Genomic DNA, 19,554 nt, shown 5'->3' with positions numbered 1-19,554 from the left:
GTCTTGACCGAGGCCAGGTCCGAGCCCGCGCCGGGCTCAGAATAGCCCTGGCACCACCAGTCGGCGCCGCTCAGGATGCGCGGCAGCCAGTAACGCTTCTGCGCTTCATTACCGTACTTGATGAGTACCGGGCCCAGCATGCTCACGCCGAACGGCACGATGCGCGGGCCGCCGGCCAGTGCGCATTCGGTATCGAAGATGAACTTCTCGACCGCGCTCCAGCCCGGGCCGCCGTGCTCCTGGGGCCAGTGGTTGGCCAGCCAGCCGCGCGCGTTCAGGATGGCGTGCCACTCCTCCTGGCCGGCCTTGGTCAGTCGCTGTCCGGCCTTGACCTTGGTAGCGATGCGCACCGGCAGCTCGGCCTTCAGGAAGGCCTGCACTTCGGTGCGGAAGGCTTCTTCCTGCGGTGTGAATTGGAGATCCATTTGCTATTTCCTCAGTCGTCCCTGGAACCAAGCGCCTTTCGCCCCCGCCGGGGAGACGGCGCACAGCGATTCAGGGGCATCAATACATCTCGAACAGGCCGGCCGCTCCCATGCCGCCAGCGATGCACATGGTCACCACGCCGTATTTCGCCTTGCGGCGCCGGCCTTCGAGCAGGATGTGGCCGGCCAGGCGCGCGCCCGTCATACCGAAAGGATGGCCGATGGAGATGGCTCCCCCATTGACGTTCAGGCGTTCCATGGGAATGCCCAGTTGTCGCTGGCAGTACAGGGCCTGCGAGGCGAAGGCTTCGTTCAGCTCCCACAGCCCGATGTCATCCACCGTGAGCCCATGGCGCTTCAGGAGCTTCGGCACTGCGAACACCGGGCCGATGCCCATCTCGTCCGGTTCGCAGCCCGCCACGGCCATGCCTCGAAAGACGCCCAGGGGCTGCAGGCCCAGGCGTTCGGCCTGCCTGGCTTCCATCAGCACGCAAGCGCTGGATCCATCGGACAGCTGCGAGGCATTGCCGGCTGTCACGAAGTGGCCCTCGCCTCTGACGGGTTCAAGTTTGGCCAGCCCCTCCAGCGTGGTGCCGGGGCGGTTGCAACTGTCCCGGGTGGCGATCACGTCGCGGTAGGTGACCTCCCCGGAGTCTTTGTTCTTCTCGGCCATGCGTGCGGCGCAGGCGATGATTTCCTCGGCGAACACGCCCTTGTCTTGCGCGGCGGCGGTGCGTTGCTGGCTCTGCAGCGAGAAGGCGTCCTGGTCTTCGCGCGTGATGCCATAGCGCTGGGCCACCACGTCGGCCGTGTCGATCATGGCCATGAACAACTCGGGCTTGCACTCCACCAGCCAGGGGTCCAGGTCGGCCGGGGTGCCCAGGGCGCGCGCGCCGAGATGCTTTCCACCCCGCCAGCGATCATGGCATCCACGCCTTCGGCAACGATACGGCCGGCAGCGATGGACAGCGCCTGCAGACCCGAAGCGCAGAAACGCGTGACCGTGGTGCCAGCGATAGACAGCGGCAGCTCGGCCCGCAACACCGTTTGGCGGCCCAGATTCTTGCCCTGCATGCCCTCGGGATTGCCGCAACCCAGGATGAGGTCCTCGATCATCCCCGGGTCGATACCCGCGCGCTCCACGGCGGCCTTGACCGAATACGCCGCCAACTGGGGCGCAGGGGTGGCGTTGAACTCGCCGCGGTGGGACTTGGCCAGGGGCGTGCGGGCGGTGGAAACGATGACGGCTTCGCGCATTTTTTTCTCTTGTCTCGGTGGGTGGTTCACTGCGTTTTCAGTAGCGGCTTGCGCTGGCGCCACGGAAGACCCAGCGCCAAAGGCATCTGAATCTGCCGACAGTCCAACAGCAAACGCTCTCAGTTTTGATTTCGACCGACAGCGCCCGTCTCAGGCCTTTGCCACAGCTTGGTTCAGGCTGTCGAAGTTCCGGCCTTCGGCCACCAGCTTTTCCAGCAATGGCGCAGGCTGCCAGAACAGCGGGTCCTCCTTCGCGAACTCGCGGATGTCTGCCAGGATGGCGTCCAACCCCACCATGTCGGCGTACTTCATCGGTCCGCCGCGAAAACGCGGGAACCCGTAGCCCGACAGGAAGGTCACGTCCACATCCAGCGGGCGCAGGGCGATGCCCTCGTCCACGACCTTGGCGCCTTCGTTGACCATCGCGGCCATGTAGCGGCGAACGATCTCTTCCGGGGTGAAGCTGCGCGGCGTGATGCCTTTCCTGGCGCGCTCGGCATCGACGATGGCCAGCACCTCGGAGTCGGGCTGGCCCGCGCGGGCGCCCTGTGGATACACATAAAAGCCCCGGCCTGTCTTCTGACCGAACCAGCCGCGCTCGCAAATGCGGTCGGCGATCTCCACATAGCGGGCCTTCGGGTCGCGCGTAGCAGCGCGGCGCTTGCGCGTCGCCCAGCCGATGTCGCCACCCGCCAGGTCGGTCACCTGGAAAGGGCCCATGGGGTAGCCGAAGCCGCGCAACGCAGCGTCGATCTCATAGGGCGAAGCGCCGTCTTCCATCAGGAAGTCGGCGGCCTGCTTGTACACCGCCAAGATGCGGTTGCCGATGAAGCCATCGCACACGCCAGCGCGCACCGGAGTCTTCTTCATGCGCTTGGCCAATTCGAAGGCCGTCGTCACCACGTCGGGGGCGACCCGGGCCGGCACCACGATTTCCAGCAGCTTCATGATGTTGGCCGGGCTGAAGAAGTGCAGACCGATCACATCCTGCGGGCGCGAGGTGGCCGCCGCAATGGCATCGATGTCGAGGTACGAGGTATTGGTGGCCAGCACCGCACCGGGCTTGCAGACACGGTCCAGCTCTTTGAACACGGCCTTCTTGACCTCGATGTCCTCGAACACGGCCTCGATCACCAGGTCCACCGCCTGGATGTCTTCATAGCGGGTGGTCGGCACGTAGCGTGCCAGGATGGAAGCCTTGGCCTCATCACTCATGCGGCCCTTGGCGATCAGGCCGTCATAGACTTTTTCTACATTGGCCTGGCCCCGCGCGATGGCCTCGGCATCACGCTCCAACATCACCACCGAGAATCCGGCATCGAGTGCAGACACCGCAATGCCCGCGCCCATGGTGCCGCCCCCGATGACGGCGATCCGATCGACAGTGCGCGGCGCTGCGGCCCGGGCCTCGGGGATCTTGGCAGTCTCGCGCTCGGCAAAAAACGCATGAATGAGGCCAGCGCGCTGTGGGCTGTTCAGGCACTCCACGAACAGCGCGCGCTCCTTGGCCAGTCCCTCGTCGAACGGCAAGTCGACTGCGGCGCGCACGCATTCGACGATCTTCGAGGGTGAAAACAAGCCTCGGCTCTTTTTGGCCGTGTCGATTGCCAACGCGTCCAGATCGGCCAGCGCCGCAGCCGCGTCCGGAATGGGCAGGTCGCGCGTGCGGCGCACCGGAGCGTTCTGGGCCAGCAAGGCGTTGGCAAAGGCCAAGCCTGCAGCCGTGGCATCGGAACCCTCCACGCACTGGTCCAACAGGCCTGCGGCCAGCGCCGCCCGTGCCGACATGGGCTTGCCGCTCAGCATCAGTTCGGCTGCGGCCTTGGCACCCATCAGGCGCGGCGCACGCTGCGTGCCTCCAGCGCCTGGCAGCAGGCCCAGATTCACTTCGGGCAGGCCCAATTGCGCACCACCGGCAGCGTTGTGCAAGCCCAGGCGGTAATGGGCCGCCAGCGCCACCTCCAGCCCTCCGCCCAGCGCAGCACCATGGATGGCAGCGACGACCGGCTTGGTGCACGCCTCGATCCGTGCACAGACTTCAGGCAGCGACGGCAGCACGGCAGGCTGGCCGAATTCACGGATATCGGCACCAGCGATGAACGCCTTGCCCTCGCCCACGATCAGCACGGCCTTCACCGCTGCGCTGGCTTCGGCCTGCGCCACTGCAGCCAACAGGCCCTGGCGCACGGCAGCGCCCAAGGCATTGACGGGCGGATTGTGGATGCCGACCACCAGCACATCGCCTTGTTGGCGGGTTGGAACGACGGAAGCCGCTGCCTCACGGGTCATGCGTTTGTCTCCTTTGTTGTGGATCTCGTCCAGCATCCATTCTTACGGCGACAATGATTTCTAACAATCCCATGAATCATTGACAGACTGTCAAATGATTTAAACCAATACGCTTGAGACATGGACTCCCAATCGCTGACCCTGCTGGTGGAAATCATCGACAGCGGCAACCTGAGCCAGGCTGCCCGCAAGCTGAAGATGACGCGCGCCAACGTGAGCTACCACCTCGCCAAGCTGGAGAAGGACGTGGGCGTGCAGCTGGTGCAGCGCACCACGCGCCGCGTGGAGCCCACGGAGATCGGCCTGCGCCTTTACCAGCACGGACGCACCATCCACAACGAGATGCTGGCCGCGCGTGAAGCCATCACGACCCTGGGCCAGGGCTTGCAGGGCCGCGTAGGCATCAGCGTACCCAGTGGCTATGGACAGATCGTGGTGAGCGACTGGCTGATCGAGTTCAAGCGCGCTTACCCGGGCATCGTGCTGGACGTGCTGTTCGAGAACCGCGCCGACAATCTGCGCGACGAAGTCGATATCGCCATCCGCGTGGTGCAGGAGCCGCCACTGTCATTGGTGGCCCGCAGCCTGGGCACCGTGCGCTACCTCGCCTGCGCCTCCCTCGACTATGCTCATCGCCACGGGCTGCCGCGCACCCTGCATGCCCTGCGCACCAGCCCTGTGATCACCGCCGGCGTGACCGGGCGGCAACTGCGCCTGGCGGCCTACCAAGGCAGCGAACGGAATGAGGTGATGCTGGAGCCCACGCTGATCTCCGAGCATTTCCCTTTCCTGCGCCAGGGCATCCTGGCCGGCCTCGGAGTCGGTCTGGTGCCGGACTACGTGGTGCAGGACAAGCTGGAAAGCGGCGAGGTGCTGACCACGCTGGACGAGTACCGCCTGAGCATCTTCGGCACCCACATGTACCTGCTGTATCTGCCCAACCGCCACCAGACGCGGGCGGTGCGCACCTGTATTGACTTTCTTCTGGCCAAGGCCTCACCTGGAAGCGGTACCGTCGAGAGCGTGAGATGAACCTCCTGCCGCTGCCAAGTCTTTGCTCGCCGGCCGGGGTGCCATACATCGAAAGAGATGCGCTCAACGCGCCGCAGCCCTCGCTACCGCGCAGCATCGGGAAGCATGCGCAACATGGATTTTCCTCGGCCCAGCCAGTGCAATGCGTTGAAGGCTTCACGCAAGCCATGCTCGCACTGCGGCGCCTGCAGGTTCACCCATGCCAGTCGTCCTGATGCTCCCAGCTTGCCAGGGCGGCGGTTCGATGGGCCTCCACTCTAGCGGCGCTCTCGCCAAGCCAGGAAACCGCCCATTTGCAAACCGTGCGAGAGCACGTTGAGATATTCCTCGCGCCTTGGTTCAGCAGAGAGCGCATCGTGGGGCCAGGCGTCGAGCAGGCCTTGCAGCCGCTGCAGATCGAGTACACGGCACGCGAGAGGAGACGTGTGCAACCGATCGAGTTGCTGCTGCAGTGCTCCTCGCTGCGCGCTCAAGCGCGCGAACCAGTCACCGTGCTGCACACCCACCGCGCGGTTGGCATGCACCTCGGCTGGACCGCCTTGTGCCGCCAGCAGGCGCCGAGGCAGGGAGCGGCGAATGCCATCGCGCAGAAACTGGTCCAGCGGCAAAGCACCGAAGAAATCGATCACACGCCGGTCGCCCAGGGGCATGCGCACATCAGTGCCGGATATGGCACGCAGCGCACCCCATCCGTCCATCGCAGCGGCATTGCCCAGGAGCCATTCACGCAACACGCTCAACGATCGATGGCTTCCACCCAATCGAATCCTGTAGCGACCGCGGTCCAGCTTTTGGTGCATGCCGAGTTCCTGCGCCAGTGCGGGATGCAGGGCCCCGTGACGCTCCCATACCGCCGCTGGCAGACCATGCCAGTAACGCAGGAGCGTCGTCGGGGCAAATGGCCGCAGCAGATAGCGCTGAAAGGCTTTGCGCGCGCTCAACCCCTCGGCCTTCGCCAGGGCACGCGTCTGCCGCGCCAACGTCCGCCAATCGCCGTCGCGCAGCAGTTGCGGCAGGCGCAACAGGCCGTCGTAGCTGAAAAATGCATTGCCAAGCTCACCACCGATCAAAACGCGCCCGCCACGTGCATGCAGCAGACGGTAAAGCGGAAAGAACCAGGCCATGTTCAGCGGCGAGCGTGTTGGCTGGCCGCTCTCCTTCCACCAGCGCTCCGGATCGTGTTCGCCCCAATCGTCGCCATCATCGCCCACGGGATGCCAGTCGATATTGGAGCGGCTGGCAGCCAGCAGGCGCGCACGGGGCGATTCATCGTAATAGTGGTTCGCATTGGCCCTGGCAGTTTCCATCCTCGGAATCCGCGTGAGGGTCAGCAAGGGTGCGGGTGCCAGCTGCCGTGAGGCGGAAAGCACCATCGAGCCGCTGTCGAGCCCTCCAGTGAGGCACGCCGCCACGGGCCCCCGTGCCCGTAACGCATCGGCCACGGCACGGTCCACAACCTCGGCTGCGGCCGCCTCGACCTCGGCATCACTCCGCAGGCACAAAGAGCCTGCCTCGGGTGGCCGCCACCATCGTTCGCTATGGGTCGTCTCCCATGTCAGCACCATGAAATGCGCCATCGGCACCCTGTCAATGGCGCGGTAGATCGTGCGCGAGGCACGCGACGGGTCCATGACGAGCTGATCGGCCAAGGCCTGCTCGTCCAGATCGAGTGAAATCCCGGGAATCGCCAGTAAAGCCCTCAACCGCGTGGAAAACGCGATCATGCGCGGCCCGCGATGCACGAACAAAGAGCGCTGTCCTAAAGGGTCACGCGCAAGCAAAAGCTGCCGCCGCGTCGGACTGTAGAACGCCAGTGAAAAGGATCCATGAAGGCGCGACAGCGCATGAATATCCCATCGCTGCAAAGCATCCAACATCAGATCGCCGTCGGGACGTGCGGGGTGTGCCGTTACGCCCAGCGCAGTGGCCAGTTCAACACGTGCCCCCAGGCAAACGTCTGCCGCCAGTACGGCGCCCGAGTCACCAACCCGCGGCATGGTTTCACAGTGGTCTTCGTCTGTGAAAAAGTGCTGGCGGTGCACCATCGCCATGTCGCCGCCGTGCCAGATTACGGGAGGTCCGATGCCCCGCCCCTCTAATTCCTCCCCCAGCGTGATGACCCACTCACGGGGTACGGACTTTCCGTCCAGATGCCAGATTCCAGCGAAGTCGCTCATTCAACTCGCGGCGGCGGCAAATGCCGCATTCATGAACCGTTGGTCGAGCCAACGCCATCGTTGCCAATGGTGGGACCATTTGCTGTTTCTTCGATCGCCAGAAACGAGACCACTGGCGCCGTCCAAACCTTGCGCACAACTTGCGCCGGCTGATCGTTGCACACGGGAGGATTTTGTTCGTTCATCTCGGTATCCTTGCAGTTTCAGTCGCGAGACGCGGCGCCCGCCGCACCATCGGGCCGATGATACGACGGTCTGCTGGCCAGTCTCGCACGCGAGCCGTGGAAATCACCGTTCGCCAATGTTGGATCGCCCATGCACTTTCTTGCCGCCCGGCTTTGCCGGATCGACCGCCACACCAGGCCTGTCAGCACCCTGCCCAATGCACTCAGGGCGTGGTGTGGCAAAAAAACCGTTTCCATGAGCTGGCCCGTCTTTGATTGGCGCAGTCTGCTGGAGCGCGTCGGAGGGCGCCTGCTCTACCGCGCGCTGCGTCATCGCGAGGGCCGCAGCTACGTCTGGCTGCGACTGACCTCTTCGGCACCGCTGTTCCAGGACTACGGCACCACTTCGATGAATCGATATCCTCGCCTGTTCGCGTTCGTACGTGAAGCACTGACAGACTGCGCGTCTCCCAGACTGCTTTCATTCGGCTGCTCCACGGGCGAGGAAGTCCTCAGCCTGCGCCAATACTTTCCCCACGCCGACATCACGGGCCTGGACATCCATCCAGGCCACATTGCCCGATGCCTTCAACAGCAGCAGGGGCAGCCGGATCCCGGCATGCGATTTCGCGTGGCAGGCGATACCGCTGCGGAGGCTACCGCCACGTACGATGCGATCTTCTGCCTGGCTGTGATGCGGCGGGGCGACTTGGCCAGGCACCGCGGCGAATGCTGCGACCATCTCATTCGCTTCCAGGATTTCGATGCCCAACTGGAAGATTTTGCCCGCTGTTTGCGACCTGGCGGCTTCCTGGTACTGCGTCACGCCAACTTCCGGTTGCGCGACGCCCGCGCGGCACGCTGGTTCGACCCGGTCCTGCGCGTGCCAACACCAGCACGGGCGGACACCCCCCTTTTTGGCCCGGACAACCGGCGGCTCGCAAAACAGGGTGACGACGAGGCAGTATTCCGGCGCCGATCCTCCCCTCATGCGGCTGGATCGGGCAGCGGGATTCAGTGACCGCTCCGAAATGCCACTATAGAATTTGAACTCCTGTGTCCCTGAGCGATGTGCCCTTTTTTGAACGAGAGAAGCCACGGATGAACGTCGATTCGGATGCCTTGATTGCCCAAACTCCGGATTGCCTCGCTGCTGACATGGGCGAGGAACTGGTCATCATGATCGCCGGACGTTCCATCTATCTGGCCTTGGATCCGATCGGACGGGATGTGTGGTCGCGCATTGCAACGCCTTGCACGTTCAGTGCCTTGTGCGACGGGCTGAGCGAGACCTACGAAGCATCCAGAACCAGCATTGAGGCGGATGTGGCCACGTTGCTCGGCACCCTTCACGATGCCGGCGCAGTCGCCATAAGCCACTGAACAGCGGCCTAACCAGGGCGATTGCAACATCCGACCAGGGACCTTGCCTGTGAGCCTATACGAGTACCAACTGTGCGGATGGCACGTTCGCAGCGAAATTTTCCTGCCCGAGCTGCCCGAATGGACGGGAGCCGGTGCGGGAGAAGACCTCATCATCGAGGAAGGGCCGGTGCCTGAGCGGCTTGACGGCTTTGAAGGCCCATCGCCCTGGTTGAGCGTGAGTCCGGATGGGAGCGTTCTGTTGAGCATTCAGAACTTGGTGCGCATCCTCATCCGGGACGGCCGTTCCATACGGGTGGATCGTGTGCAAACACAAGACGAGGGATGGCGCTTGTTTCTGCTCGGATCGGCACTGGCCTACTTGTGCCTTCAGCGCGGCCTCTTTCCGCTGCATGCAGCATGTGTGCGTGTCGGGACGCGCACACTGGCCATTGCGGGGCACAGCGGTGCTGGCAAGTCCACGCTCGCCGCGGTGCTGCTCCGGCGAGGCCATTGCCTCCTGAGCGACGACCTGACCGTTTTGCAGACGTCCCAGGACCGCGGCATTGAGGTGCTGCCCGCTTTCCCGCGGCTGAAACTGTGGCGCGAAACGATGGATGCACTGGAAATTCCCGTGAATGGGCTGCCGCAGATACGACCCGGCATGAACAAGTACGACCTGCGGCCGCATGCGGGCTTCGATGTTTCGACGAAACACCTGGATGCGGTACTGGTGCTGCGCGATGCGCCTTCCCCTCTATTGAAGCGTTGTACACCTTCGGAAGCCTTGCCGATGCTGCACGGTTATCTGTCGCGGCCGCAAGTCGCTCACCGCCTGGGCCTGCGTGCGGCCACATTCGCCCAGGCAGCTGCGGTAGGCCGGATAACCCCCGTCTGGGAATTGCACCGTCCGCGAAGTTTCGATGCACTTGATGCAACTGCCGATTTGATCGAAGCGAACTTCACCCCATGAACCGCCGCGGCATCTTCTGGATCGCCTCGTATCCAAAATCAGGCAATACGTGGGTGCGGTGTTTGATCACCAGTCTCCAAGCGCAGGGGGCGCCTGTGAAACTGCACGGCCTGGGCAAAGCCTTGCCCAATGCCGCAGTGCGCACCTGGCTGGAAGCCTATGTGGATGTGGCAAGCGAGGATCTGAATCCGGACGAACTGCGCGCCATGCGGTTGCAGGCATACCAGCTGTATGCAAAGCAGCACTGGGGCATGCTGAAGGTGCACGACCGCTATGACGCGGCGCTGTTCCCCGCAGATGCCAGCCTGGGAACGGTCTACATCGTTCGCGATCCGCGCGACATCGCTCCTTCTTGGGCCGACCACATGGGCGTGGATGTGGAGACCGCCATTGTGCGGATGGCCGATGCCGAATTCACTGTAGGCCGTGGCTTTTCTGCATTCACATTACAGGCTCCGCAACATCTTGCCTCCTGGTCCGAGCACGTGCGGTCTTGGCTGGATGATGCACCAAGTCCGCTATTGTTGTTGCACTACGAGGCCTTGCTGACTGAACCGCTGCGCGAAGCCGCGCGGCTTGCGGAGTTCCTGGGTCTGCCAGCGGATTCCGGGTGCGTGGCGCGTGCTGTCAGTGCGTGCAATTTCCAGACACTGCGCAGCATGGAGGAGGAGCATGGTTTCATTGAGCGCCGCGCGGTGCAGCAGCGGTTCTTCCGCCAAGGCCGGGCGGGTGCATGGCGTGGGACCTTGCAACCCGATCAGGCCGAGCGCTTGGCGGAACAACACGGGACCATCATGCAGCGGCTGGGTTACGCCTCTGACCGAGCGCCCATAGACAACCTGCAGGCCCGATGATGAAGGCCAACCCGCAGGTCACCGCAAGCTCGCACACCACGGCAGGGCCGGGTACGGCTCTGGAACGCATCGGGGTTCTATGCGCCCCGCTGGCAGCAGATCGCCCGCATCAATGGCGCCCGGGCCCATGATGCGCACATCAGCACAATGGTCGCCAGCGTTCCGCTACGCACTGCATCTTTGGCAAGCGGAGGCGAAGGCACCCACCGATGCGGCGCTGGCCCTGGTCGACGCACGGTCGTTCACGCATACGCTGGCGTGGCATCGGCTGGCGCTTGCACTGCCAGCGGCCGATACGTTGCCCCCGGGCATGCCAGAAACGCTGCGTGCCGTTCTGCGCCAACGCCAGCGCCAAATGACACTGCGAATGTTGCAACAGACGGCCGCATTGCGGGAGATCGTGGCATCCCTTGACCAGGCTGGCCTTCGCTACTGCCTGCTCAAGGGTCAGGGTTATGCCGCGCTGTTCGAAGCCGCGCAGCGCAGGGAAGCCTGCGATATCGACCTGTTGATCTCCGCGGCAGACCGGAACCCGGCACTACGGCATTTGCAGGCCCTGGGCTACAGGCTGGATCCCGCCGCCGCATCCGATCTGGAGCAATACTGCGTCGACAACCATGCCTTGCCGCTGCGACATGCGACGAGTGGCGTGGTGCTGGAGCTGCATCTCCGTCTCGCCAACCGTCCCGGCCAGTTCCAACTGGAAAATCTGCAACTGTGGGACCGGCACATCGCAAGAGTGATGGTGGGCGGCATGGAAGTCGCCACCCTGTCGGCGCCCGCCGCGGTGGCTTATGCGGCGTTCCATGGCACAAAACACAACTGGTGCCGGGCATTCTGGCTGGTGGACATGGCTTTGGCGATGCGCAGCACCACTATGGACTGGCCGCAGGTGCTGGACCTGGCGCAGCGCCTGGGAACCGAGCGCCATCTGGCGATGTCGGTCCTGCTTGCCGAGGCCACACTCGGTGTCGCAACGCCGGCGGTATTCCGTTCGCATGCCCTGCTGCTTCGTGCAGCGCGTCCCGCCGCCGACGCACTGCTGCCGCATCTGGACGCACTTGGCTCCGATCGCGGCGCCGACCTTGCCGCACGGATGGGCATGGTCCGCTACGGGCTGCGGCTGCTGTCGCTGGAATCCAGTTGGCATGGACGTCTGCAGCTCATACCCTTTCTGCTGGCTCCCACGAAGGATGACCGCGCGGCCGTGGCACTTCCCCCCTATCTGCGGTGGGCCTATCCGGGCGTGCGTGCGGTGCGGCTGGCGCACCAGCACATGACCAAGCGAAGACGTGTCTAGCCTTACCAGCCCAACCACCGAGTTCGATCGGGGGATGCCACTCTTCCTGAACAGGCGCGCCGCCGCAGGTGCGGCGTTAGCGCCCGAATGGCCTTGCGAACTTCGGGCATGCGTCGAATCAGGTCTTCGGCGAGGTGGTGCATGACTCCACCGCCGCGCCACCAGATATCCCACTTTGACCGGGTGCTGGCGTTTCTGCATTTGCCGCGCTTCGAGCGCTGGCTGCTTCTGCCGGCCTGGCTGCTTCTGGGTGCGGCCCGTGCGGCGGTGCGGTGCCTGGGTTTTCGCCGATTGGCACCGTGGCTGGGTCTAAGCGTGGCGGTGCCTCCTCCCATGCCGGCGCCGGACGAACGTGCGCAACGTCGTGCGGTGCAGATCGCGCGGACCATCAGGCTGGCCGCCGGGCACACGCCGTGGCAGTCCAACTGCCTGACCCAGGCGCTGGCAGCGCATTGCTTTCTCTGCCTGTTTCGGGTTGGTCACATAGTGTGCTTCGGCGTCGCGCGTTCCGAAGCGACGCAACTGCAAGCCCATTCCTGGGTGCTCGCCGGAGACTTTTGCGTCACTGGCGGCGCAGGTGCGAAGCGCTTCACCAGAGTGGCCTGCTACGTCAGCCGTCCCGGGAAGGCCCCATGACGGCGGCTCGGGCCCTGATGCGGCTGATGTCATGGGCGAGTCCGCAGCGTCGAATCTCGTTGTTCCTGCTGATGGTTCTGACCAGTGTCAGTGAAGGTCTGGGCGTGTTGCTGCTCGTGCCCTTGCTCAGTGCCTTGCAGGGTGACGCCGGTGGCGGCGAGAGCATGGTTGCACGCGCGGCCACCCAGGCCATCGCCGCTTTCGATCTGCGAGCGACGGCGTCGTTACCCTGGCTGCTGCTTTCTTTCTGCGCGCTGCTGCTGTTGCGCAACGTGGTTCAGCATGCACGCGAGTGCGCTGCGGCGCGGCTTCAGCAGGACGTGGCCGAGCGCCTGCGCGAAGCCAGCTTTTCCGCTTTGCTCGGCGCACAATGGCGTTGGCTCCAGGCGCAGCGCACCGCAGACCATGCCAGCCTGATGCTGAGCAATGCCAGCCGTGTGGGGGTGGGACTGGGTCACGGTCTGGCGATGCTGGCCTCTTTTGCCACTGCGGCGATCTACGTGCTTGCAGGATTCACGCTGGACTGGAAGCTGGCCTTGGCATCGACGCTGGGCGGAGCGCTGCTGCTGGCGCTTTTGGCCGGCCAACGCCGCAGTGTCTTGGCGCTGGGCCGACAGTTGACCTTGTCCAGCAAGCGGCTCCATGCCAGCCTGCAAGACAGCCTGGCCGGTTTGCGACTGGCCAAAATTCTGGGCGCCGAGTCGCGCTACGCCGCGTGGATCGCCCGTGACGCCAGCGCGCTGCGCGATCAGCACCTGCGTTTCGCATCCGCACTGAGCTTGTCAAAAGCGTTGCTGCACAGTAGCGGCGCGATGCTGCTTGCAGCCTACATCTACCTGGGGCTTCGGGTCTGGCAGGTGCCTGTCGCCGAATTGCTGACGTTGGTGTTGGTGTTCGCGCGCCTGCTGCCTCTTTTGGCGGCAACGCACCAGCAACACCAGTACTGGCTGCACGCGCTGCCGGCGTTCACCGAGATGGATCAGCAGATCGGCCAGGCCCGTGAGTGGGCCGAGCCAGATGCTGCGCAGCCCGCTGCGCAGCCGCAGGTGCGCAGGTCGATAACACTGCGTGCGGTAAGTGTCCGCTATGCCGAACGGACAGTACCGGCCTTGAACTCGGTGTCCTTGACGCTCCCCGTGCACACCACTACTGCGATCATTGGCGCTTCCGGTTCCGGCAAGAGCACGCTGGCCGACGTGCTGTGCGGTCTGCTGGGTCCGGACGAGGGCAGTCTGGCGATCGATGGAGTGCCGCTGGACGGACGGATGCGCAGGTCGTGGCGGCAGGCGGTGGCGTACGTCTCGCAGGACACATTCCTCTTCAATGACACCATCCACCACAATCTGCGCATTGCCGCACCGCAGGCCGACGATGAGATGTTGCGCGCCGCACTGGAAAAAGCCTCCGCCGGATTCGTGCATGCATTGCCGCAGGGGTGGGACACGATCGTGGGCGAGCGCGGCGTGTGCCTGTCCGGAGGTGAGCGGCAGAGGCTGGCGCTGGCACGCGCGCTGCTGCAGCGCCCGGCGCTGCTGATACTCGATGAGGCCACCAGCGCGCTGGACCACGAAAACGAGGCACGCATCCACGCCGCTATCGAGCAACTGCATGGCCAGTTGACCGTGGTCGTCATCGGCCACCGGCTGGGGCTGCTGGAGCGTGCGGACCAAGTCGTCCTGCTGGAGCAAGGGAGGGTTCGCGCACAAGGACTCTGGCATGAGGTGTCGCCGGCCTGGACGGAAGGTCCATGACGCTCGCTGGCGAGGACCGACCATGACTTCACTGAATCCGCGTCGTTGGCATGCAGGCGTCTGGGCACTGTCGGCGCAGTGGCTATCGGTGCTTGTGACGGCGGCCATATCGCTGGCCCTGTCTGTGTGGCTGGCGCGGCGCATGGAGCCGTCCGGCTTCGGCCGCTATGCTTACCTGCTGAACCTGGCCACGCTGCTGGCCCTTGCGCAGGACGCAGGGCTGCGCACTCTCGTGCTGAGAGAGCAAGTCTCACCCAGCCCCGCCCTCAAGTCGTTCGAGGCAGTACTGCCGGGGCTGGCCCGGGGCCACCTGCTGGTGACCACGTTGCTGCTCGTAGGCGGCTGTCTCGCACTGATACCTTTCGGCGCGGATCTCGCATTGCCTGCGGCTGTATGGTGCTTCGCTGCCGTGTCGCTCTCGCAGTTGGTATCGGTGCAGTTGAAGGCAGCGGGGCAGTGGCAGCGCGAAGGCCGGTGGCAGGCGGGAGCGCGCATGTCGAGTGCCCTGGCGATCATTTTCGGGGTGCTGCTGTTTGGGCCCGAGCCCGGCATCGTGTTCGGCGCCTGGGGGATAGGCCTGATGCTGGCGTATGCCGTACTTGGGCAGGATGTGCGCGATCGAACCCGGTGGCCGCCGCCTGCCCCGCTCTATCACGCCGCGGCAGGCTTTCTGTGGATCGATTTGGCCACGTGCCTTTACCGGCGCAGCGACATCGTGATCCTGCAAAGGATGGCGGATCCTGCAGAGATTGGGCAGTATGCTGCGGCGTATCGCCTGTTCGACGGTGTGCTGCTGCTGGCCATGCCACTGGCGCTGTTCTTTTTCCGTCGCCTGCGCAAAACCCGCGACCATGCGGCCGCGGCGCGCAGGCTGCTAAGGCGCAGCTTGTTCGCCGCAGGGGCCGCCGGCCTGGGGCTGGCCCTGGGCGGCGCCTGGCTGGGTCCGTGGCTGATCGAATTTCTGTTCGGCCCTGCATACCAGTCGGCAGGATCGCTGCTGGGCTGGCTGTTCGCGGCGTTCGTTTTCGTGCTGCCCAACTATGTGCTGACGCAGGCCGCGATCGCGCTGGATCGAGCACGTTGCTATGCATGGGGAGCGGGCTTGGCAGCAGTGACCAACCTGGCCCTCAATCTGCTGCTGGTCCCGCAGCATGGCGCGCGGGGCGCGGCCACGGCCGTGATCGCAACCGAAGCCATGCTGTGTGCCGCGCTGTGCATCGGCCTGTTTGGGCGGCACAAGCCAGAACGGCCGCGAATCCCTTCGCGGTGAGATTTGTGTGGCAAGATGTTTTCGTTTCTCGCCTCTGGCCGCATGCCTAGATGGAGACCCAGCATCGTGTCGGATGGAAGATGCACCCCCTGTAAATACATTGAACACCGGCCCATATTCCGATGCCAGGGATGAACAACGTGCGGGAGCGCGGCGACGATGTGTCGCTGGCCGACTTGCTGCTGGAACTGCTGCGCTTTTACCGCGAATTCGGCCGATTGCTGGTCCCGGTCGCTTTGCTGTTTGCCTTGGTCGCCGGGGCAGCCGTCGCATTGGTGCCGGTCTACAGCGCCGTCGCCCTGCTGGACACGGCACAGATGCCGCTGGACCAGTGGCGCAGGCTGCAGCCCATGCTGTCGGACCGGCATTTTGGTCGCTGCGTCGTTGGCCGAAGCAAAGTTGCCTGACGGACAGCGAGACCGATTGCTGATGCAGTTTCAGCAACCGCGCTACTGGAGTTCCCGCGTGAGCTACCGGAGCACCGTGGGGCGCGATGACATCCGCGAGCAGATCAACATCGATCCCAAAAAGGTGGGCGCGCTGGGACTGGAAGTGTCTCTCCTGGTACGCAACGACGCGGCGGCGTCCCAGCAGTTCGAACTGATCGCGCAGCACATCCGCCAGGTTATGTGGTGGTCGGACCTGCGCGAATACCTGGACAAGCTGCAGCTCGAGGTACTTGAGCAGCGCGCACGTCTGCAGATCGAACAGATCAGGCAACAGTTCTCCATCGAACAAAACCTGAAGCAGGTCCAAGAGATGCAGAAGCTGCTGCAGCAGTACCCTGAGCTGCGGCATAACGGTTTCAGCACGGTGGTATCCGTCGGCGATGGAGGCGGCAAGTACCTGTCGCCGCTCGCGCAAACGGTCGCATTGCAGTCCACTGTCGCGGAGACACGGGCCAGCCTGCGCAAGGGGCAGCGCGAACTCGAACAACTGGACTGGAAGCAGCGCTATCTCGGCCGGGTCGATGCACGCATGCGCAGCTTGTATTCGGGGACTGCGCTGGCGGAATGGCTTCGGCTGAACCAGCATGAGATGTTTCCACCCGACGCCACCGTGGATGCGGCTCAGCAACAGGTTGGCAGCGAAATACAGATGACCTTGGGCCAACTGCAATACAAGGCCGAGCAATTGCGCTACAAGGCCCAGCCGGCGATTTCGGCAGCGCCGGTGCCGTCGCGCCGGCCGTGGCTGGTGGCCTTGGCGGCGTTCTTGTGCACCCTGGGTGTGCTGTCTCTGGCGCTTGCGTCCTACGCGGCACTGCGTCGCAGGGACAGCGCAGCGCAGCTGCCATGGTCGGCCCATAGCGACCCATTGTTTGCCTGGTTGCCCGCCGGCCTGCGGCGCAGGCTGCTGCCGGAGCGGGCGTCCATCGCTTACGACAAGGATCCAGCGTGAGGCGGGTGCTTGTCACCGGTGCGGCCGGCATGATTGGGCGCCGCCTCGTTTCCGCCTTGCTGCGCCGTGGCGATGCCGTGGCGGGCTTGGACAATTTGTCCAGTGGCATGCCGATGCCGCTGGGACTGACCCTCAGTGTGGTGGCTGATGTGTGCGATACCGCCACCGTGGAGGCCGCGCTGAGGGATCTCCGTGCGGACGCCATCGTTCATCTGGCAGCGGTGCATCACATTCCCACATGCGAGACACAGCGCATGCATTGTCTGCGGGTGAACGTGGAAGGCACCGAAAGCGTGCTGCATGCCGCGACGCAGACTGGTCTGCAACAGGTGGTCATCGCATCCAGCGGCGCTGTCTACGCGTGGGGCCGCGAGATGCTGACCGAGGCCGACAGCCCCACCGAAGCACGCGACAACTATGCGCTGTCCAAACTTTGCAACGAGAGCCAGTTGCGGTTGTGGTGCTCCCGCGCCCAAGGACGCCGCGGGCGCGTGGCGCGACTCTTCAACAGCATCGCGCACGACGATCCGAATGCCCATCTGATTCCAGACGTTCTGGCTCAATTCCGGGCGGACCCGGGGACAGAGCCGGTATTGCGACTTGGAAATCTTCAGCCTCGCCGCGACTACATGCATGCGGACGACGCGGCGGCCGGCGTTCTGGCACTGCTCGACGATTCCCATCTGACACCGGCTTTCGATGTTTTCAACCTTTGTTCGGGCGTAGAGCATTCGGTCGGCGATCTCGTCTCAGAAATCGGCAAATTGCTGGGACGCAGTCCACGGATCGAGGTGGATCCACAACGCCAGCGGCCCAACGACCGCGCCCACCAATTGGGCGATCCTGGCAAGGCGTGGTCACGTCTGGGCTGGCGCACGCGATGGAGCCTGCACCAAGCGCTGCAGATGACGCTCGATCCCCCATCCTCGGATGTCGATGGCCGTATGGGCTAGCTGCTGCAGGAAGTTCGGGCTGTCGCGGGCGTTCCGCGCAGGCAGCCGATGCGCATGATCCCCTTCGTGTGGTTTGGCAAACCTGCTGGTGAACGCTCGCATGCGAAAATTCCGCGCACATCGGCAGAACCGTATTAACCAGTTGCTCAGGGCGTGCCATGCGCCCTTCGGAGATTCAGAGTTGGATGCCGGCTTTCTTCATTGTGTGTGGGCATGGCGCGCGCTCCATCGTGTTTGCTCTAGCACCCATTCCTGCGTCTTTTGCGTCGGCGATCACGGTGTTCGCCCGGCTTGCGCTACCCGTCCAAGCCATGCGCCATCCGGCGTGGGGGCCTTGTTTCCGTGAACACGACCGCCCGCATGCAGACGGGCTTCGTCGCCGGTGCAGCCCTGTACACGCTCGGCCAGAGTTGCACGCTGCTGTTCCAGTGGCTCCTGGTACGCCAGTTCGGCCTGCAGGGCTATGGCGAGGTGGGGCTGGCGCACCTCTGGCTCATGAGCGTGCTGTTTGTGGCGGATCTGGGCTATGCATCCTGGTTCCTGCGCGAGGATCCGGCGTCTCCCGATTGGGGCGATCGATGGCGGCGGGCCCTGTTCCACCGCCTTCTTGCCACACTGTTCCTCGACTTGGTATGGACTGCAGCGGCATGGTGGAGCTATGGAGGGCAGGGAAACGCCTTTGAATACACGATCGCCGTGCTCCCGGCAACGCTGCTCGGGCTGGTCGGCTATTCCGCGCCTTTGCTGGCGCAGGGTAAACGGCTGCTCGGATTCGCGGTTCAACAGGTCGCCATGCCGGTGGCGATACTGGCCTGGCTGATTTTGCACCTGCATCCGGAGAGCGCCGGGGCAGCCGGTGCAGGCCTGGCCGTGAGCGTGGGATATCTGGTGCAAGCACTGGTCAATGTGGCTGCGTTCGGCATGCGCTGGCAATTGCTATGCCCCAGTCCAGGCCGCTCCCGGCAGATGCTCGGGATGTCGCTGCAGCTGTCCTTGATGGGCATGGTGGGAACTTTGCACGACCGCCTGACGCCCCTGCTTCTGGCCACCATCGCGCCAGCATTTCTGCCGATTTATCTCATGATTGGATATTTGGTCAACGGAGCCAGTGGCGTTTTCAATCAGTTCAACCGGCTCCTGCTGATCGAGGCGCGCAGCGAGGTGGGCGAGCGCTGGGCCACGGCGCTGATTTCACTGGTGCTGGGCTTTTCCGCGCTGGGCATGCAACTGCTGGTCGCGGTCATCGATGCGGCGGGCACTGCAGAGCAACGGGCCTGGATTGTCTGGGTTGCTCCGGTACTGGCCGCTGGTATGGTGATTCTGCCCAGCAGCGTACTGTCTGCACTGCTGATCGGGCGCCATCGCGAAGCCGCGCTGCTGCGGGTGCTGTTGTTGGGTTTCCTGTGCAGCGGCTTGCTGCAACTGGCCGCTGCGGCCTGGACAGCGCCGCAGTGGTTGCTATGGGCACGTCTGCTGTGTCTTCTGGGAATGGCTGGCGCAGCGCTGCGCCTGTGCGGTCTGTGGTTGAATCTGGGCGGGTACGCCGCGCTGCTGTCTGTGCTCTTAGCAGCGGCTCTCTGGAGCAGTCCTGTTGGACGCGGAATTGCCGCCATCCTCCTGCTAGCCACCGCATGGAAAGCGTGGCGCCACCACAATCTTTTGCGCGCCAGCGCACGATCTGCGCGATGGCGTGCGATCTCCTGGTAGCGG

At 64.3% G+C, this 19,554-nt stretch carries 17 protein-coding genes and 1 pseudogene; 13 read left to right on the top strand and 5 right to left on the bottom strand.

Annotation, left to right across the window (positions count from 1 at the left end):
- The 3 genes and pseudogenes from AC27IQ_RS01185 to AC27IQ_RS01175 all read right to left on the bottom strand — a co-directional run.
- Positions 1-425 (bottom strand): acyl-CoA dehydrogenase family protein (locus AC27IQ_RS01185; protein WP_487087576.1); only part of this gene is annotated, 425 nt, incomplete at its 3' end.
- 79 nt (positions 426-504) lie between these two features.
- A pseudogene (locus AC27IQ_RS01180) lies at positions 505-1,682 on the bottom strand (acetyl-CoA C-acyltransferase).
- Between the two features lie 150 nt (positions 1,683-1,832).
- Positions 1,833-3,971, bottom strand: coding sequence for a 3-hydroxyacyl-CoA dehydrogenase NAD-binding domain-containing protein (locus AC27IQ_RS01175; protein ID WP_487087574.1), 2,139 nt, complete (start codon positions 3,969-3,971; stop codon positions 1,833-1,835).
- A gap of 120 nt (positions 3,972-4,091) precedes the next feature.
- Between AC27IQ_RS01175 and AC27IQ_RS01170 the strand changes: the two genes are divergently transcribed.
- Positions 4,092-5,003, top strand: a complete 912-nt coding sequence (locus tag AC27IQ_RS01170; protein ID WP_317352957.1) for a LysR family transcriptional regulator — start codon at positions 4,092-4,094, stop codon at positions 5,001-5,003.
- Positions 5,004-5,260: 257 nt separating this feature from the next.
- Here the strand turns inward: AC27IQ_RS01170 and AC27IQ_RS01165 are convergent, their stop codons facing one another.
- Positions 5,261-7,180, bottom strand: a complete 1,920-nt coding sequence (locus AC27IQ_RS01165) for an asparagine synthase-related protein (RefSeq protein ID WP_487087572.1) — start codon at positions 7,178-7,180, stop codon at positions 5,261-5,263.
- 29 nt (positions 7,181-7,209) lie between these two features.
- A complete protein-coding gene (locus tag AC27IQ_RS01160; RefSeq protein WP_317352963.1) occupies positions 7,210-7,365 on the bottom strand; it encodes a hypothetical protein in 156 nt (51 codons plus the stop codon).
- A gap of 130 nt (positions 7,366-7,495) precedes the next feature.
- Between AC27IQ_RS01160 and AC27IQ_RS01155 the strand changes: the two genes are divergently transcribed.
- From AC27IQ_RS01155 to AC27IQ_RS01100, 12 genes are all read left to right on the top strand, one after another.
- Positions 7,496-8,365, top strand: a complete 870-nt coding sequence (locus AC27IQ_RS01155; protein ID WP_487087570.1) for a class I SAM-dependent methyltransferase — start codon at positions 7,496-7,498, stop codon at positions 8,363-8,365.
- 80 nt (positions 8,366-8,445) lie between these two features.
- A complete protein-coding gene (locus tag AC27IQ_RS01150; RefSeq protein ID WP_317352968.1) occupies positions 8,446-8,727 on the top strand; it encodes a PqqD family protein in 282 nt (93 codons plus the stop codon).
- 49 nt (positions 8,728-8,776) lie between these two features.
- Complete coding sequence (locus AC27IQ_RS01145) at positions 8,777-9,679, top strand: hypothetical protein (protein WP_317352971.1); 903 nt, start codon at positions 8,777-8,779, stop codon at positions 9,677-9,679.
- Positions 9,676-10,533 carry a sulfotransferase domain-containing protein gene (locus tag AC27IQ_RS01140; RefSeq protein ID WP_487087567.1) on the top strand — a complete coding sequence of 286 codons (858 nt, stop codon included), beginning with the start codon at positions 9,676-9,678 and terminating at the stop codon, positions 10,531-10,533. The genes AC27IQ_RS01145 and AC27IQ_RS01140 overlap by 4 nt, the downstream gene beginning before the upstream one ends.
- 127 nt (positions 10,534-10,660) lie before the next feature.
- Positions 10,661-11,833, top strand: a complete 1,173-nt coding sequence (locus AC27IQ_RS01135) for a nucleotidyltransferase family protein (protein WP_487087565.1) — start codon at positions 10,661-10,663, stop codon at positions 11,831-11,833.
- A 141-nt stretch (positions 11,834-11,974) separates the two neighbouring features.
- A complete protein-coding gene (locus AC27IQ_RS01130; RefSeq protein WP_487087563.1) occupies positions 11,975-12,469 on the top strand; it encodes a lasso peptide biosynthesis B2 protein in 495 nt (164 codons plus the stop codon).
- The gene (locus tag AC27IQ_RS01125; RefSeq protein WP_487087561.1) at positions 12,466-14,220 is read left to right on the top strand and encodes an ABC transporter ATP-binding protein; all 1,755 of its coding nucleotides are present in this window, start codon (positions 12,466-12,468) and stop codon (positions 14,218-14,220) included. The genes AC27IQ_RS01130 and AC27IQ_RS01125 overlap by 4 nt, the downstream gene beginning before the upstream one ends.
- On the top strand, positions 14,186-15,490 hold the full coding sequence (locus AC27IQ_RS01120; protein WP_487087559.1) for a lipopolysaccharide biosynthesis protein: 1,305 nt from the start codon (positions 14,186-14,188) through the stop codon (positions 15,488-15,490). The genes AC27IQ_RS01125 and AC27IQ_RS01120 overlap by 35 nt, the downstream gene beginning before the upstream one ends.
- Before the next feature lie 131 nt (positions 15,491-15,621).
- The gene (locus tag AC27IQ_RS01115; protein ID WP_487087557.1) at positions 15,622-15,897 is read left to right on the top strand and encodes a hypothetical protein; all 276 of its coding nucleotides are present in this window, start codon (positions 15,622-15,624) and stop codon (positions 15,895-15,897) included.
- A 58-nt stretch (positions 15,898-15,955) separates the two neighbouring features.
- Positions 15,956-16,891 carry a hypothetical protein gene (locus AC27IQ_RS01110; RefSeq protein ID WP_487087555.1) on the top strand — a complete coding sequence of 312 codons (936 nt, stop codon included), beginning with the start codon at positions 15,956-15,958 and terminating at the stop codon, positions 16,889-16,891.
- On the top strand, positions 16,888-17,844 hold the full coding sequence (locus AC27IQ_RS01105; protein WP_487087553.1) for an NAD-dependent epimerase/dehydratase family protein: 957 nt from the start codon (positions 16,888-16,890) through the stop codon (positions 17,842-17,844). Before AC27IQ_RS01110 ends, AC27IQ_RS01105 begins: the two co-directional genes overlap by 4 nt.
- A 342-nt stretch (positions 17,845-18,186) precedes the next feature.
- The gene (locus tag AC27IQ_RS01100) at positions 18,187-19,551 is read left to right on the top strand and encodes a hypothetical protein (protein WP_487087551.1); all 1,365 of its coding nucleotides are present in this window, start codon (positions 18,187-18,189) and stop codon (positions 19,549-19,551) included.
- The last annotated feature ends 3 nt before the right edge of the window (positions 19,552-19,554 follow it).

Source organism: Acidovorax sp. KPB24-07 (assembly GCF_057543315.1).
This window is presented reverse-complemented; position numbering and strand designations above follow the sequence as displayed.

Coding starts and splice junctions, on each gene's coding strand:
- AC27IQ_RS01150 (WP_317352968.1), top strand. CDS start 8,446: ATGAACGTCGATTCGGATGCCTTGATTGCCCAAACTCCGGATTGCCTC.
- AC27IQ_RS01170 (WP_317352957.1), top strand. CDS start 4,092: ATGGACTCCCAATCGCTGACCCTGCTGGTGGAAATCATCGACAGCGGC.
- AC27IQ_RS01140 (WP_487087567.1), top strand. CDS start 9,676: ATGAACCGCCGCGGCATCTTCTGGATCGCCTCGTATCCAAAATCAGGC.
- AC27IQ_RS01115 (WP_487087557.1), top strand. CDS start 15,622: ATGAACAACGTGCGGGAGCGCGGCGACGATGTGTCGCTGGCCGACTTG.
- AC27IQ_RS01165 (WP_487087572.1), bottom strand. CDS start 7,180: ATGAGCGACTTCGCTGGAATCTGGCATCTGGACGGAAAGTCCGTACCC.
- AC27IQ_RS01155 (WP_487087570.1), top strand. CDS start 7,496: ATGCACTTTCTTGCCGCCCGGCTTTGCCGGATCGACCGCCACACCAGG.
- AC27IQ_RS01175 (WP_487087574.1), bottom strand. CDS start 3,971: ATGACCCGTGAGGCAGCGGCTTCCGTCGTTCCAACCCGCCAACAAGGC.
- AC27IQ_RS01125 (WP_487087561.1), top strand. CDS start 12,466: ATGACGGCGGCTCGGGCCCTGATGCGGCTGATGTCATGGGCGAGTCCG.
- AC27IQ_RS01160 (WP_317352963.1), bottom strand. CDS start 7,365: ATGAACGAACAAAATCCTCCCGTGTGCAACGATCAGCCGGCGCAAGTT.
- AC27IQ_RS01130 (WP_487087563.1), top strand. CDS start 11,975: ATGACTCCACCGCCGCGCCACCAGATATCCCACTTTGACCGGGTGCTG.
- AC27IQ_RS01135 (WP_487087565.1), top strand. CDS start 10,661: ATGATGCGCACATCAGCACAATGGTCGCCAGCGTTCCGCTACGCACTG.
- AC27IQ_RS01120 (WP_487087559.1), top strand. CDS start 14,186: ATGAGGTGTCGCCGGCCTGGACGGAAGGTCCATGACGCTCGCTGGCGA.